The organism is Trichocoleus sp. AS-A1 (assembly GCF_039962015.1).
In the GTDB taxonomy this organism is placed as follows: Bacteria; Cyanobacteriota; Cyanobacteriia; order Cyanobacteriales; family FACHB-T130; genus FACHB-T130.
The window spans coordinates 1-15,902 of the sequence record NZ_JAMPKG010000067.1; the positions used below are offsets into that span (position 1 = coordinate 1).

General features: G+C 46.3%; 11 protein-coding genes and 1 pseudogene. 1 reads left to right on the top strand and 11 read right to left on the bottom strand.

Going from position 1 to position 15,902, the window contains the following annotated elements; all coding sequences use genetic code 11:
* Positions 1-100: 100 nt before the first annotated feature.
* The 10 genes from NC994_RS26910 to NC994_RS26955 form a co-directional block, all read right to left on the bottom strand.
* Positions 101-439, bottom strand: a complete 339-nt coding sequence (locus NC994_RS26910) for a DUF6130 family protein (RefSeq protein ID WP_190435369.1) — start codon at positions 437-439, stop codon at positions 101-103.
* Between the two features lie 224 nt (positions 440-663).
* Positions 664-1,659, bottom strand: a complete 996-nt coding sequence (locus NC994_RS26915) for an alpha/beta hydrolase (protein ID WP_190424689.1) — start codon at positions 1,657-1,659, stop codon at positions 664-666.
* 165 nt (positions 1,660-1,824) lie between these two features.
* Positions 1,825-4,188, bottom strand: coding sequence for an alpha/beta fold hydrolase (locus NC994_RS26920; RefSeq protein ID WP_347276942.1), 2,364 nt, complete (start codon positions 4,186-4,188; stop codon positions 1,825-1,827).
* A gap of 224 nt (positions 4,189-4,412) precedes the next feature.
* Positions 4,413-5,063, bottom strand: a complete 651-nt coding sequence (locus NC994_RS26925) for an MOSC domain-containing protein (protein WP_190435377.1) — start codon at positions 5,061-5,063, stop codon at positions 4,413-4,415.
* A gap of 74 nt (positions 5,064-5,137) precedes the next feature.
* Complete coding sequence (locus NC994_RS26930) at positions 5,138-5,527, bottom strand: DUF302 domain-containing protein (RefSeq protein WP_190435380.1); 390 nt, start codon at positions 5,525-5,527, stop codon at positions 5,138-5,140.
* A gap of 48 nt (positions 5,528-5,575) precedes the next feature.
* Positions 5,576-6,325, bottom strand: a complete 750-nt coding sequence (locus tag NC994_RS26935) for an SDR family oxidoreductase (protein WP_190424693.1) — start codon at positions 6,323-6,325, stop codon at positions 5,576-5,578.
* A gap of 124 nt (positions 6,326-6,449) precedes the next feature.
* Positions 6,450-7,181, bottom strand: a complete 732-nt coding sequence (locus tag NC994_RS26940) for a cupin domain-containing protein (protein WP_199299604.1) — start codon at positions 7,179-7,181, stop codon at positions 6,450-6,452.
* Between the two features lie 346 nt (positions 7,182-7,527).
* Entirely contained in the window at positions 7,528-8,067 is a 540-nt protein-coding gene (locus NC994_RS26945; RefSeq protein WP_190435382.1) for a DsbA family protein, read from the bottom strand.
* Between the two features lie 208 nt (positions 8,068-8,275).
* Complete coding sequence (locus NC994_RS26950) at positions 8,276-8,905, bottom strand: response regulator transcription factor (RefSeq protein WP_190435385.1); 630 nt, start codon at positions 8,903-8,905, stop codon at positions 8,276-8,278.
* On the bottom strand, positions 8,902-14,901 hold the full coding sequence (locus tag NC994_RS26955; protein ID WP_190435388.1) for an AAA family ATPase: 6,000 nt from the start codon (positions 14,899-14,901) through the stop codon (positions 8,902-8,904). The genes NC994_RS26950 and NC994_RS26955 overlap by 4 nt, the downstream gene beginning before the upstream one ends.
* A gap of 371 nt (positions 14,902-15,272) precedes the next feature.
* Here NC994_RS26955 and NC994_RS26960 point away from each other — a divergent pair.
* Positions 15,273-15,422, top strand: a pseudogene (locus NC994_RS26960) (recombinase family protein); the annotation flags it as partial.
* A gap of 53 nt (positions 15,423-15,475) precedes the next feature.
* Here NC994_RS26960 and NC994_RS26965 read toward each other — a convergent pair.
* A complete protein-coding gene (locus NC994_RS26965) occupies positions 15,476-15,847 on the bottom strand; it encodes a nuclear transport factor 2 family protein (protein ID WP_277879617.1) in 372 nt (123 codons plus the stop codon).
* Positions 15,848-15,902 lie beyond the last annotated feature (55 nt).

Here is a 15,902-nt window from a genome sequence, read left to right on the forward strand (position 1 = left end):
AGCATTTTTAACAGATGGGGCTTTTTAACAAGAGTGACCCCATCTTTTTTTACCGCAACTTGGCTTCAGGAGCGCTTGCACTAGGCTTTTGACGGGGTTGTCACCCCGTGAGGTCGGCTAGTTCAATCAGCACCTTGTGTGGACCAGGTTCCAGTCCGACCAGGATCAATGTTTCGCCGCTGGTGTCAACAAAGTGCCAGGGTGCGTCGTCAACAGTGATGTGGACATGACCAAGGCGTGGCGATACATCAAGGGCACCTTTACCGAACACCGGCAACATCCGCAGGTTCTCGGTTCGATACTGGATAAAGACGCGACCCTGTGACAGCGGTTCGGGAAGTGGTGGATCAACAATCAGCTTCGCTGGTGCTTCGTTTTCAATCGCGATCAATGGGGATGGACCGACAATATCCTTGGCGCTTGGGATGTGATTGTCCATAGCTGTCAGGTACTTGAGAATTGACCTTATGAAGTTCAATGTTCGAGATGATTCATCCTTTGCCCGAATTAGGCAGGGGTGAATTGCAGCCGTGACGAGAGATTAACTATCTCTGACTTACACAATGGGGATTGAATAAGTCAGAGTAGTTTCAAGCCTGTAATCTCTGAAACCGACAAGAACGAGGATTGATTGTAATTGGCGGTAAAAGAAACGATCGTTTCCTATTGCAGATATTTCTTCAGTTCAGCGGCTGCTTGGACAAAAAGAGAACGAACTGCCGGAACCTCGGCTAAACCATTAAGTAGTCCGAAGTCATGAATCATGCCGTTGTAACGCACGGTTGTCACTTTTACCCCGGCTTCATCCAGCTTGCGTCCATACGCTTCGCCTTCATCACGCAAGATATCGCTTTCTCCAACCTGAATTAACGCCGGAGGCAATCCTTTCAGTTGCTCAACCGTAGCCTGTAGGGGAGAGGCATAAATTTCTTTGCGCTTTTCTGGGTCAGTCGTATAGAGGTCATACATCCACTTCATCAAAGATGTGGTCAGGAAACGTTTCTCGCCAAATTGTTGATAAGAATCCGTTTCAAAATCCGCATCGACGATCGGCCACATCATGATTTGTAGCTTGATGTGTGGTCCTCCGTTTTCTTTCGCCTTCAAAGCAGTTACTGTTGTCATATTCCCGCCAACACTGTTGCCGACAACTGCCAAATTTTTGCCATCCACACCAATCTCCTCACCATGCTCAGCAACCCATTTGGTTGCGGCATAGATCTCATTAATCGCTTGTGGATACTGGGCATCTGGCGTGCGAGTGTAGTTAACAAAGACACCCGCAAACCCTGAAAGCACAACGAGCTCACGCACCATACGCTTGTGCGTTGGATAATCACCCAGCACCCAACCGCCGCCATGAATAAAGATGAAAACAGGCAATGTGCCTTTGACACCTTCAGGTCGCACAATATTGAGTGTAATCGAATAACCGTCAGCAGAAATCGTCTTCTCAGACTCCTCAATACCAGAAAGGTCTACTGGAACAGAAGCTTGTGCATCAACAAAAACCTGACGTGCTTCGAGTGGAGTGAGTGTCTCCAGCGCCGCACCTCCTGAATTCAGCACGTTCAAAAATTCCTTCACCCCTTTGGAAAGACGTGGATCATCTGCAACTTCCAAAATTTTTGCGGCTGGCGAGTTTACTTGAGCAACCATGACATTCTCCTTTGATAAGTAGTAAACAATCTGTTGAAATGACACTGTTAAGTGAATTGATTTAACAGTGTTGCTTGAAGAGCAGTGATTGTGGAATGGCAATCACTTTCTACTGACATCGTTTCCCAGCCAGAACTATTTGTTACTGGTGAAAAAGTTGTTAACCTAGCGCGTCGCTGCCCCGCTCGGTTGTTTCCACACCGCAGGAGCATAGAGCGAGTTCTCAAAATCGGGGGCAATATCGCCTGTGATACGTGCCTCATGATGCGCCCAGTCCTCAAAGAACAAGTCGTGACTGATGCACGATACTATTGCAGGTACGTCGCGGCGGATGCTAGGTATGTCACCAACTGGCAAGCCGAAGCTGACCAAACCAGCAGGATTAAATACGTGAATGTCTTTCAGATAAGGGGCAGTGCCAGGTACTTTTTCTTGGTATTCGTGGGCGCTACCGAGGTAAGGGTGCATCCCCAAATTGTCGTCGCGCAGGTCTTCTGGTGGCTCGTAGCGATCGCGCCAGAGGGCAATATGCTGGGCAAAGTCGGCTAGTTCGGGACGCTTTGTTGGGTCAACGAAGTAACCAGTGCCAGCGATCGCAAAATCAAACTCGAAAACATCATCGTTCACCTGGATGGCAATGCGATCACCCATTTTCCGTGCCGATTTCCAAGGGGCAGATAGGTGGATGTGAAAGTTCGGGAAGGCGATCGCTCGCTTAATCGAGTTCGGTGGTGGCGCGGTGCCTGCTTGATGAAAGCGCCAAGCCTGGAACCAGCGAACTGCATCGGGTAGTTGAGGATAATTGTCATAAGCGCCAGGATAGTCCCGTACCCGCAGTAATGACAGAGATGCAAGCTCTGACCGCCGTACAAACAGGTGTACTGCCTTAGCTCCCGATTCCAACGCCACTCCTGCTGCATCGAAAGCTGAAGCCGCCGCACCCAGCACCGCCACAGTCTTACCGCGCAGTGCTTCAAAATCGATGGCATCGGCGGTATGTGCGTACAGCGTGCGTGGTAAGTCAGCCAGTACTGGAGGTATGTATGGACCACCAGTGCCAGCCACGCCATTGGCGAAGATAATTTTGCGCGTAGTTTCTACCTGCGGGACACCGTTTACCTCAAGGTGTAGGCGGAAGAAACCTGCATCTGGCTGAATCCGCACCAACTTCGTCTGATAACGAACCTGGATACCGAGGAATTGCCGATACCAACTGAGGTACTCAGCCCAAGCCACTCGCCCAATGCGATCGATCTGCGCGTAGGCTGCCGCACCGTGCCGAGCTTCGTACCAGGCTTGAAAGGACAATTCTGGGATGCCTAGTTCTGGACCAGGCAGATTTTTCGGCGTGCGGAGCGTTTTCATCCGCGCTCGCGTCAGCCACACGCCTGCATGAGCCTCGTCATCGGCTGCATCGATCTCCGTCACGCGACCGATTCCAGCACGGCGTAGCGCAAATACAAAGGTGCTACCGCTGCCGCTGCCACCTATTATAGTGACATTGTGATCGATGCCAGGGCGATCGGGTACCCAGTTTTCGGGATCGGGACCGAGCAGGCGTAGTGCCTCGCGGGCATCAAAATCGGGATCGGTCGTTGTTGTCCTGTCGATCATGGTGTTCTCTACAACGTGGGTGGTCAGAAAGCAGCGAATATGATCTGCGATCGCGTCCCCATCTTCTTCCAGGGCAAAGTGTCCGGTATCGAGTAGATGAAACTCAAGATTCTGCAAGTCACGTTTGTAGGCATAGGCTCCTTCGACTAAAAAGCCCTGATCGTTTTTGCCCCACACGACTAACGTTGGGGGTTGATACTGACGCAGGTAGGCTTGCCATTGCAGATACAGCAACAAATTGGATTGATAGTCGTACTTCAATGCCAGTTGAATATCCGAGTTACCAGGGCGATCGAGAAGCGCTTCATCCAAAGTCCACGTATCGGGACTGAGGGACTCTAAATTTCTCGCTCCAGTGGTGTAATACCATTTCGCGCCCTTGATAGCTAGAGCCTGACGCACCCGCTCGGTATTCTCAGGTGTCTTGTTCTGCCAAAAAGCTCGCATTGGTTGCCAGAAATCACCTAGCCCTTCCGCGTAGGCATTGCCATTTTGCACAATCAGCGACTCTACCCGCTCTGGATTCTGCGTTGCAAGGCGATAGCCAATAGGAGCGCCATAGTCCATCAAGTAAAGACTGTAGCGTTTCAAGCTGATCGCATCGATAAAGCCTGCCATTACTTCGGTAAGGCGATCGAATGTGTAATCAAACTCATCCACCGTAGGCATGGAACTATAGCCAAAGCCAGGGTAATCAGGGGCAACCAGATGGAAGGAATCCGCAAGTGCAGGTATGAGATTGCGGAACATGTGAGAGGAAGTCGGGAAGCCATGCAACAGCAGAATCGTTGGGTTGTCGCGAAAACCCGCTTCACGATAGAAAATATCTAAACCATCGATTGAGACTGTGCGATATGTGGTCATGGAATATATGCGTTGTAGAAGTATGAGAAACAGGTGTTCTGTTGTTCTCATTGTTCAATATTCATTTGATTCAGAACACTGAAGTTTGCTGAGTTAAACGACAAGTTAGAGACGGCTTTAAAGCGTTTAAATCTTAACTCAAAGAGTAATTACAGGTTATCTCCATCCAGTTATTTCAATCGTTACAGGAAAGTGCCCTATAAGTAGTGGCTGATGGACGTGAAGCCATGCTGAGAGAACCTTCTTCAACTGGTGAAGTTTTACGACAGGTTAATTTATCTCACATCCTGACGACGACCTTGCTCCTGGAAGTAGCCGCGCCAACTTTCGGGTAAAGCTTCCAGTTGAGCAGCACGGTGAAGTAACTCTGGATTGTCTTCCTGGCGAACATAAAGTTGAGTGATATCAGCAACAGTGATGTTGTTGTCATCTCGACTCACCAACTCTAAAGTGTCTCCAGCTCCGACTTCGCCCTCTTGCAAAACACGAAAGTAAAATCCGGTTCGACGACTCGCGAGAAATCGTTTAACCATATCCGGTCGTCCAAACCGAATCCCAAGTTTGTAGCAGGGTAGGCGAGGTTGTGTCACCATCAGTTTTACAGTGCCGATCGCAAAGCGATCGCCAATGTTCACTTCCTCTTCTTTCAGCCCAGTGATCGTGAAATTTTCGCCAAAGATACCTGGCGGGAACTCTGTATCAGGCAATTCACTTTGCCAGTAATCATAATGCTCGAAGGGATAGACATAGATGGCTTTGTCTACTCCTCCATGAACGGTTAGATCGGCTTGCCTATCACCGTCTAAATTAAGCGATCGCACCATCACCCGTTTGCTGACTGGCTCTTTGAAAATTCCAGTTGTAACTGTTTTCCCTTTCCAGGTCACTTCACGCGGAAGTCCTACGTTGACACAGATGAGTTTCATCTTTAGCTCCAAAGTTTTGGATTCCATTCGATTACGGCAGCCAACATGGGATATCGAAAAAATGACTGAGTTGCTTATCGGAGTGCTTGATTGACTAAAGGTGCAATGACCGCGATGTTTTTGACCAACTCATCGGAGAGAGAGAACCGCTGCTTTAAGTAATTAGGATCGTTGTAACTCAGCCATACCTTACCGTCAGCCGCTTCCCATGCCAGTATTTTCAGGGGTAAATCCAGAGCGATCGTCGGTTGTGCCACCATGAGCGGTGTTCCGGCTTCAGGGTTGCCAAACAGCAATAACTGTGTCGGACGCAGGCTGAGTCCAACTTTTTTGGCTTCAGCTCGTTGATCAATGCGGACAAAAATGGTGATGCCTTTTGCCTGAAGGATAGCTTCTAAGCGATCGACGGTTTCGGTTACTGAATATGGGCTGAGCTGACTGATGATGCCGTTAATTGCATTCATAGCAGCGACCTCCTCTATGGTTTTGGTGATGGGTATTTTTAGGGCACTTTAAATCTGTGCCATACCGCCATCGACAAACAGCTCGATGCCGTTGACAAAGCTGCTGTCGTCACAAGCGAGAAAGACGACGGCTTTGGCAATCTCATCCGGTGTGCCGACTCGTCCTAGTGGGATATTTTTGGCTTCAGTTGCTACGAAATCCTGCACCTGCTCATCACTCAGTCCCATGAGATTGTAACCGGGAGTAGGAACTACACCAGGGCTAATAGCATTAACTCGGATCTGGCGCTCTTTGAGGTCGAGTGTCCAATTGCGAGCAAACGAGCGCACAGCGGCTTTGGTCGCACTGTAAACGCTGAAGGCTGGGGTACCCATAGTAGTAGTAGTCGAGGCGTTTAGAATGATGGAAGCGCCCTCTGGCAACAGAGGTAGTGCCTTCTGCACGGTGAACAGCAAACCTTTGACGTTAGTGTTGAACGTTTTGTCAAAGTGTTCTTCGGTGATTGCTCCAAGTGGAACGAGTTCTCCACCACCAGCATTGGCGAAGATCACATCGAGGTGTCCTTTCTCTTGCTCAATCGTGGCGAACAGGCGATCGAGGTCTTCCATCTTGGAGGCATCGCTCTGAACACCCGTGATGTTTTCACCGATCGCTTTGACGGCGGCATCCAGTTCAGTTTGGCGACGACCGGTGATGAAGACATATGCCCCTTCGGCGACAAAGCGCTTAGCAGTGGCAAGACCGATGCCGCTGGTACCGCCGGTGACAAGAGCGACTTTTCCTTCTAGTTTTTTCATCATGATAAATCCTGTGGTTGTTGAGGGGTGAAAGAGTAGTTTGCGGTGGGTTGCTTTCAACACGAGAACAATGAGGAGCAGCCTGATGTTGACGATCTGCGCTAAAAAGTTTTCCCGCATCACCTCATGTGGGGGGTAGATCTCCGGGCGCACCCAGAATTTCGTCACCTATCTCAGCAGCAATGCGTTCAAATAGCGCCAGGTCTGTTGGTTCTGTCTCATCTACCGTCCCGGTTGCTGCAATCAACTGAGCAAAACCGCTGGGTGCAGCAACGACTAATGCACGCGCTGGTTTATCGCTGAGCACGCCAACGACGTGAGGAGTGCCAGGAGAAATCAGAAAGCTTTCGCCAGGGGTTAGCACAGCCTTGTTCTTACCCGCCCACACTGTGAACTCCCCTTCCAGCACGTAGAGTTGTTCGGAATAGCGTGTGTGGCGATGGAGGGGCGTTAGTGTACCCGGAGGGTTGTAGCCCTCGATTAGATCGTACTGACCACCTGTTGTAGTGCGATCAGCAATGATGGTGATACGATTGCCCAAAAGCCAGAAAGATTGTGTCATAAGATTGCTCTTTTCTCCTTGTGGATAGCTATAAAGTTGATGTTTAATAGCCTTATTAGTCAGAGGGGTCAATCGCTGCAAATGTGCGATCGCTTGAATCGCTATCGCCTCATCAGGATTGCTGTCTCGATTAACTGGAAAATCATGAGATGACTGAAGCCGCTGAGCAACCTCTTGTGCAATATGGGTAAATACATGATTTAAACTGGAGCTGTTGAGGTGTTGCGGCAGGCTTTGCAACTTTTCAGGATTATCGATAGCAGTGGAGTAAAGGTATTGCCGATCACGGTTCATTAGTTTGTCTCCCTATCTAAACTTCACGGTTTAGAACACATTGCTAGAGTGGGTTTCCTAGTGTTTGATCGTGCAAGCTCAGTGCAAATGTGTTTCACCTGATTCCGAATGAACTATCCCTATTCTTTGACGTTCGGCTAATTTAAACCAGGAAAGTTTTCCAAGATAGGTTTTAAGTTAAGTTCAATTTCAGCATCCTGAAGTGCAACTATATATCTGAATTGCCCAAAAAATAAATTTAAGTTAAAAACTGAATAGCACTCAAAACCATTTTTAAACAGTAATAGAATGGATGTCATAAAATTTTCCTCAGTGAGACATTAGTTAGGATTAAAAACCAGGAACATCAATTACTTACAGTGATAATTGCTGCCATCAACTGGTCAATATTCCAGCGACCGATATAGCGAATTTCATTAATAAACAGTGCTGGGGCAGCCGTTACTCCACTGTTTAATCCACTTTCGATATCTTGATTGATGCGATTGATATGTACTTTACTTGATATATCTTGCAGAAATTGAGGGATATCAAGTCCTAAATTATTGGCATACTCCACAAGATGATCGTTTCCTAACGCTTGTTGATGGGTGAACAAAATCTCATGCATCTGCCAAAACTGACCTTGGGCGGCTGCCGCTTGGGCCGCTTCGGCTGCACGTTGGGAATAAGGATGTATTCGCGACTGTGGAAAGTGGCGAAATACAAAGCACAAGTCGTTGAGCTGTTGCTGGAGCGCCTTGATTAATTGGTGAACTTCGCCACAAGTGGGACATTGATAGTCACTATATTCAATGAGTGCCACTGAAGCGCTCACCAATCCCTGAATATTATCTTGTTCAGAAATTGGCACAAGCAACCGATTATAATAATCACCGAGACTCATTGGCACCTCTTAGGAAAAGAGTGCAGCAGGTAGAGACAGATGATTGCTATAAAACATCTTTCAAAATTGGGTAAATCAATACCTCTGTGTTATCTGTTGCATACTCTCAATTTAGAGAGTTAAGTCGATTTTGTCGCTGAGAAAAACTTCAGTTGATAAGCTGACAAATTATGCAGATGATAACCTGACAAATTTGACAGGTATGATGCTATAAGCTAACAATGCCCCGCCTTAATGCAACAATCACCGCTTGAGTGCGATCCTCTACACCCAACTTACTTAAAATATGATTGATATGAAAGTTGACAGTCCGTTCAGTAATATATAGAGCCTTGCTTATGGCTTGGGTGCTCTTGCCTGTTGTAATGAGTTGAAGTACTTCTAACTCGCGATCGCTCAATTCTGGACTCGTCATGCGCTCTAAGAGTTTGGCACCTACCTGAGGTGGAATGTGCTTCTGTCCTTTGTGAACGGTGCGAATAGCAGCCAGCAATTCTTCTGGCTCAGCATCTTTGAGTAAATATCCTTTGGCTCCTGCTCGTAACCCCTGATAAATGTCTTCATCGCCCTCGTAAGTCGTCAATACGATAATCCGAGCAGCAGGAAACTCGGTGCAGATGGCAGTAATCGCAGCGACTCCATCCATATGGGGCATCCGCAAGTCCATCAAAGTTGCATCTGGCTGTTCTTGACGAAAGACAGCAAGTGCCTCCTGACCATTTCCAGCTTGTCCAACTACAAGAATATCTGGCACTTCTTCTAGCATCCCGACCAAGCCCTGACGCACAACCGGGTGATCGTCTACAACCAGAACACGAATGGCATTAGATTGACTCATGATGGTTTTTCCTGCTGATTTACGGACACCGCGATTTCTGTTCCTTGTCCAGGAGTGCTCTGGATCTGGAGTTGTGCCCCAATGCGATCGGCACGTTCTGACATCCCTAATAAACCAAAGCCATTGTGGCTAGAAGAACGATCAATGGGAAATCCCTGTCCATCGTCCTTAATTCGTAATCTGCACTGCGTGGACTGATATATCAGTTCAACGCGAATTTCGGTTGCTCTGGCGTACTTCAGTGCATTAGTCAAGGCTTCCTGTCCAATTCTGAGCAGATTATTCTCTACCTCAGAGGGTAGTGGATAGGGAATACCGATGGCTTCACACACGATTGTCGTACCAGTGGATGATTCTAGCTGGCTTGTTAGTTGCTTGAAAGCGCTGAGCAGATCATTATTTTCTAATAAGTATGGACGGCGCAGCGCCTCTACAGAGCGGCGTGCCTCTGCAAGTCCAGTTCGGGCTAAGTTTTGTACTTGAGCCAGGTAAGCTTGAGCTTTTTCTGGGTCTACTGTTATCTTGCTAGCAGCAGATCTAGCGTGAATGATAATGCCCGTGAAGGACTGTGCCAACGTGTCGTGGATTTCTCGCGCCATGCGGTTGCGTTCTTCCAGAATCAAGGCAGCTTCGGCGAGTTTGCGATCGCTAATATCAAGAATCACACCCAACATTCGCACAGGCTGTCCGGCTGCGTTATAAATGCCTCGACCTCTGCCAACCAACCAGTGAATACTACCATTTGGGTAGATCACTTGATATTCAGCTTCAAAATCGGTATGAGTTGCTAGAGCTGCTGTAACAGCTTGCTCAATCCGATGAATATCTTCTGGATGAACCCGATCGCGCCATGCCTGATAGCTACTCTCAACTTCACCGGGGACCAACCCCAGCAATCGAGCGTGGTTATCGTTCCAGTTCGTTGTATTCTCCACGATATTCCAGTTCCAACTGCCGATGTGGGTGAAATCCATTGTCAGCCTGCGTTGCTCTTCACTCTGGCGCAGGGCGTTTTCAATTCGTTGGCGCTCTTCAATCTCCTGCGAAAGCAGCAAAGTCCGCTCAATTACTCGTTGTTCCAATGTTCGGTTATAGTCGGCTAGCAGTTTCTCTGCTTGTTTGCGCTCTGTGATGTCTTGAAAGGCTGCGATCGCATAAACTACATTGCCCTGTTCGTCAAAGACGGGAGTGCCCCACACCTCAACAGGGATCGTTTGGTTATTTTGGCGAATTTCTACGTCATCAATCGTAGTGCGTTCGCCGTTCAACGCCCGGATGAGTGGCATTTTTTCAGTAGGGTAGATTTGATCCGTTCCCGTCACATAAAGTTGATAAGCCTCTGCGATTTGATCCGGTGGTACGGCAGGATCAATCCCTCTGCCCATGAGATGAATGCCCCATTGATTGGTATAGTAAAGGCGACCCGTCGCATCAATGGCGGCAATTCCTACGGGAACCGCTTCTAAAAACTGAGCCATCTGACTTTCGCTCGCGCGGAGCTTTGAGTAGAGTTTGGCGTTTTCGATCGCGATCGCTGCCTGCGTAGAAAGTAGGCTTAGAATTTGCGATTGCTCCGGTGTAAATGCCCCAGTTGCCAACTGATTTTCTAGATACAACACACCGGTGAGCTTGCTTTGATTGAGCAGAGGTAAACAAAAGACTGATTGAGTCTGGTGGTGTTGAATATAGGGATCATTAATAAAATTACCTTCACGAGTAGCATCATTTAAGATGACAGATTCATGAGTACGAATCACATAATTAATAATTGATTCAGGTAGATGATTTGCAGTTGGGATAGATTGCAGCACTTGTGTAGCATAGACATTCTCACCCTCATTAAGTTCACTAGACGCTTCAATCACCCATTTTCTTGAGTTTTCCAAAATCAAAAATCCTGTTTGTGCGCCAGCATTTTCGATTAATATCTTCATCAAGGAACGGAGCAGCTGATCTAGTTCAATTTCGCTCAAAATCGCCTGAGTTGCCTTCATCACTGCCGTTAAATCAAAAGCGATATGTGAGGTATTAGAGGTAGTTCCAGTAGTAGTGCGGATTGGTGTGGAAGCCACGCTGGATAAATGAGGAAATAACTGCGGATAGCGAGCTTCTAAATCTCTCACTTTCGCAGTTGCTCCCCAACGCTCATAACAGTAATGAGCTTCTTTCATATAGGTTTGGGCAATTTTTTCCCGACCCCGCACCAGATAATGTTTGGCAGCTAATTCGTAGGCTAAGGCTTCTTCTTGAATGTACTCATTTTCTCTAGCACCAAGAATTGCTTGTTCGTAAAGTTCTTCTGCGTCAAACAACCGCCCTAAAACTCGCGCTTTCTCCGCCTCAACTAGATAATATTTATGCAAATAATTCATCGGGGCATAGTGTGCCCAGTGTTTCATTTCTTTTTGATGAGCCGCAACTTTTCTGAGAGTTTCTGGCTGTACTTGAGCACAGCTTTCAGGATATATTGCGAGTCTAGTTAAAGAATCATAGAAATAATACAAAACCTTAGCAAAGGTAGCTGTCATCTGGAGCAAATAATTTTGTGCTATGTCTGAGTTCTGAACTGCTTGATTGTACTCATAAAATAAATAGCATAGGAAAAGCTTATTAAAATGTACATTGAAGATTGAAAATCCATCATTTGTTATTTCATGCTGTGGCAGTTTGCTTTCCTCATTGTATGCTTCTCCAATCAGACGGAATGGATTAACTGAGCATCCGATTAAATTCAAGATAGACTGTTGATATACCTGATTCCAGGTAAGTGCTACTTCTTGTTTAATTTGACGGATTGCTTCACCATACTTGGTCATATTACGTTCAAGTTCCACGAGTTCTTTCCCGACCGCAAAGGAGTGAAAGCAATAACAATGAGCACAATAGGCAGCAAACTCTAAATCTCCAGTTTCAAGCCCACTTTGATAGCCTTCTAGAAATTGTGGCAAGGTTTCCCTGACATGTTTCTTCCAATGGATAATAAAGTTACTTACAATTGTTAGAGTCCGAGATTTGATTGCATGGGTATGTGGCTGTGACAAAAGTCTTAGGGCAAGCTGCCCAAATTCGTAACCAGACTCGATGTTTCCAACCAACCCACAGAGAATTAACCCAAAGTTTGCATAGGCAACAGGAGATGTAGACGCATTTCCATTCTGAATTGACAAGCTGACTTGCTTAGAGGCAAATAGAGGCATCAAATTAGGAGCCGCAATTTGGGCAACGGTCGTTATCCTTGATAGGATTCTCATTGCTTCTAACTTGTCTTGTTCGACCATTTGGGGCAAATAGCTCAACTCTTCAATCGGCATCTCGCTAAAGAGTGATGTGATCGCGTCTATTTCAAGCTGAATATCTAATTCACTGAGCTTTTCGGGAAAACTGATCCCAAATTTCTGTAACACTAGCAATCCAGTATTTATTGCTTTTAATAGCTGGTTCTGCGCGATATCGGTTTGGATTTTGACTTCGTAAACTTTCACGATGTCGAAAATGGTTTTGGCTTCTTGTAAAACGAGCGCCGCCCAGGATTCTACCTGCTCAAACTCGCCACACAAATACGCGACTTCTGTTGTTTCTGTATATAACTCTAAGGTCAGCTCATAGTTAGTTTGCCAACTGGAGTCTGCCAGCCATGCTCTACCTCTGGCTAAATAGTTTTGAGCCACACTATAGGCGATCGCAGCTTTTGCTTTCTGTCCTGTGATTAAATTTAATCTAGCAATTTCATTGCGTTCTAGTTGATCTGTGACAAGCTCAATTCCATGATTAAGATGATCGACAATTTCAAACAGTCGGTCTGATAGTTTCTCTGGTAAAGTTTTTCCGAGGAGATTGCGACCAATTTGTAAATGAACAATTTGTTTTTGCGACTCATGGATTAAGGTATATGAGGCTTGCTGCACGCGATCATGCAAGAACTTATACTCTTGAATTAACAAGTTTTCATCTAATTCAGATAGAGGTTGAATTAATCCAACTTGTATGGCTATTAGTAAATCTTTAAAAACCGTTTCATGTGATTTTTCACAAACAATCGATAGAGTATCTAAATTAAACTCAGCGCCGATGCAAGCAGCTAACCGGAGAATTTGCTGTGTATTTTCTGCTAGTTTATTCAACTTGTGAAGCATTAACTCCACAACATTATCAGTGATATCTTGGGCTTGGATCTGAGCTATGTTCCACTGCCAGCTTAAGCCTTCAGCATAAAAGGTCAATAAATTTTCGCTATGCAGCATTCTCAAAAATTCACTGACAAAGAACGGATTACCCTCAGTTTTACGCAAAACTAACTCAGCTAATGGACGAACGGTGTCTGCATTCCGATGTAGCGTCTCGGCAATCAACTGACTTAACGGTTCAAGCGTTAATGGTGTTAGGGTAATTTCCTGAAGTACTGCCCCTTGTTTTCGCAGTCTCTCTAGCATTAATGCTAATGGATGCGTTGGATTTACTTCATTATCTCGATAGGCTCCAATCAAAAATAGGGATTGGGTTTGCTCATCCAGCAGCATCAACTCGATTAACTTCAGCGTTGCTGAGTCTATCCACTGCAAATCATCTAAGAAGATCACCAGGGGATGTGATTCTGAACAAAACACCCGCACAAACTGCCCAAAAATTCGATGAAAGCGATTTTGAACTTCAGTTGCTCCAACTTCTGGTACGGGCGACTGCTTGCCGATAATTAACTCAATTTCCGGGATGATATCAATAATAATTTGTCCGTTGGTTCCCAAAGCTGTTAAAAGCTGAGATCGCCACTGTTGCAGATGCTCATCTGGCTCACTGAGCAATTGCTGCACTAATTTTTGCAGAGCATCTGCGATCGCGCTGTAGGGAATATTGCACTGAAATTGGTCAAACTTACCAGAGACAAAATAACCGCGCTTTGCACTAATAGGTTTGTAGAGTTCCTGTACTAATGCTGATTTACCAACCCCAGCGTAGCCCGATACCAACATCAACTCGACTTTGAATTCAGGATTTTCTTCATTCTTCAGTCTCAATTGTTCATTCCCCCTTCCCGCTACTCTGTCAAATGCTGCTAATAATGCTTCAATCTCTGCTTCGCGTCCATACAATTTTTGGGGAATTTGAAACTGATCGCAAACGTCTTGAATACCCAGTTGAATACTGTCAATTTGACCTGTTTCTGCGAACTGGCAAAAACCTGTTTCTAAATCTGCTTTGATACCCCAAGCACTCTGATAGCGATCCTCTGCATTTTTTGCCATCAGTTTCAAAATAATATCTGAAACAGGTTTGGGAATCGTTGCATTCAGTTCATGGGGCGGAACAGGGTGTTTGGCAATATGACAATGAACTAGCTCAAGGATGTCCGTTGTTGGAAACGGCAGGTGTCCAGTTAGAAGTTCGTAGAACGTCACACCAAGCGAGTAAAAATCAGTGCGGTAATCGAGCGAACGGTTCATGCGTCCTGTTTGCTCTGGAGACAAATAGGCAAGAGTTCCTTCTAAACCATAATGGCTCTTAAACGTCGGATTTGTACGGCTAAATTGGGTAGCAATTCCAAAGTCAATAATTTTAACAACGCCAGTATCTGGATTGAAAACGATGTTTCCTGAATTGATATCTTTATGAATGACATTGGCGGCATGGATTCTGCCTAGAATGTTTGTCAGGTCGAGCGCAAGCGGTAGAAAAGTAGCTAAGGGCATCGGGCAGAAAGTCTCTGGTCGCTTGTGCATCCATTGCTCTAGAGACTCTCCACCAAAATCTTCTAAGAGAATGACGAGTGTGCGTTGATAGTCTTGCTGGCTGTATGCCTTAACAACGCCTTCCAGATTGAGAGAACGGGTAATTTCATATTCTTGCCTGTAGCGTGTCAGTTCTTGGGGAGAGGGATAATCTTGCTTGAGTAGCTTAACTACGAGCGATCGCTCATCTTGTACTCTGATGCCCCGATACACTAGAGATACTGAACTCTCATAGATTTTGCAATGGAAGGCAATTCCAGGTAGGGCAATCATTGAACTCTCTCCCAATGAATTTCATGAGCTGAGTTAGCGCCTGTCAGATAGGCACGCTTCATGAATATACTTCCTCACACTTAGAGTTTGAATCCCCTGTTTAGGTTTTCCAGTCATTCTGGATAATTCCAACATTCTCAAATGAGAAATTTATCCTTCTTGCCAGGGAAAACGATTAGTACAGGGGTTGAGTAGTAATGGAACAGAAACTTACGCTAAGGCTAAAACACTGACCGAGTAGTCATTTCAAGAAGCGCTTTCCAGCCTCAATGAGACGTACCAATTAGACTCTTCCCTAAATGGGACAATTTATTAAGCACTTTTCCGACGCTGGAAAGAGCATCCTAGTCACAGATTTTTTAGGGGTTTAAATGGGACAGCTAAAGCCGTATCGGATCGCAATTTATTGTCGCGTTTCCACCGATGAGCAAAGTTGCGATCGCCAAGAAAGAGACTTGGTTAGTTACGCACAACTATCAGGTTTTGAAGTTGTGGCTGTTTATAAGGAGACAGCGTCAGGGCGCTAGACCTCTTTTGCGCCAGATACTACCCCGCCGTTTGTTATAGCGCCTTGTTAGGCTCCATGACCCGACAATGGAGGTGGACAGATTTCCATCTTTTGAATCAAGCCATGCTCAATGGTATAACGATGACCAACGTGCTCATCGGCAAGCACAGCTCCGGCAAGATCGCGCACGACCTGATGCACCTCCACCAAAACCTGCCCAGTATCCTCCGGATAAAAGGCAACCGGCTCAACGTGTGGATTAATTTCGCTCCACTGCTCCGTCCAGTAAGCGCGGACTTCTTCAGTCCCACGAATAAAACCGCCTTTGAACGCTTTCGGCCAAGCCACGTCGGGAGTCATGAGGGCAAGGGCAGCATCAATATAGCGGTTCTCAGTTGGATGGCATACAGTAAGGGAGTAGCCCAGCCTGCCAGACAATCGCCGATCATGAAAGCCTACTCGCTTGACCTACGCCAAAAAGTGATTGATGCCT

Excerpts from the sequence above, each read along its gene's own strand:
- NC994_RS26910 (WP_190435369.1), bottom strand. The coding sequence starts at position 439 with ATGGACAATCACATCCCAAGCGCCAAGGATATTGTCGGTCCATCCCCA.
- NC994_RS26915 (WP_190424689.1), bottom strand. The coding sequence starts at position 1,659 with ATGGTTGCTCAAGTAAACTCGCCAGCCGCAAAAATTTTGGAAGTTGCA.
- NC994_RS26920 (WP_347276942.1), bottom strand. The coding sequence starts at position 4,188 with ATGAGAACAACAGAACACCTGTTTCTCATACTTCTACAACGCATATAT.
- NC994_RS26925 (WP_190435377.1), bottom strand. The coding sequence starts at position 5,063 with ATGAAACTCATCTGTGTCAACGTAGGACTTCCGCGTGAAGTGACCTGG.
- NC994_RS26930 (WP_190435380.1), bottom strand. The coding sequence starts at position 5,527 with ATGAATGCAATTAACGGCATCATCAGTCAGCTCAGCCCATATTCAGTA.
- NC994_RS26935 (WP_190424693.1), bottom strand. The coding sequence starts at position 6,325 with ATGAAAAAACTAGAAGGAAAAGTCGCTCTTGTCACCGGCGGTACCAGC.
- NC994_RS26940 (WP_199299604.1), bottom strand. The coding sequence starts at position 7,181 with ATGAACCGTGATCGGCAATACCTTTACTCCACTGCTATCGATAATCCT.
- NC994_RS26945 (WP_190435382.1), bottom strand. The coding sequence starts at position 8,067 with ATGAGTCTCGGTGATTATTATAATCGGTTGCTTGTGCCAATTTCTGAA.
- NC994_RS26950 (WP_190435385.1), bottom strand. The coding sequence starts at position 8,905 with ATGAGTCAATCTAATGCCATTCGTGTTCTGGTTGTAGACGATCACCCG.
- NC994_RS26955 (WP_190435388.1), bottom strand. The coding sequence starts at position 14,901 with ATGATTGCCCTACCTGGAATTGCCTTCCATTGCAAAATCTATGAGAGT.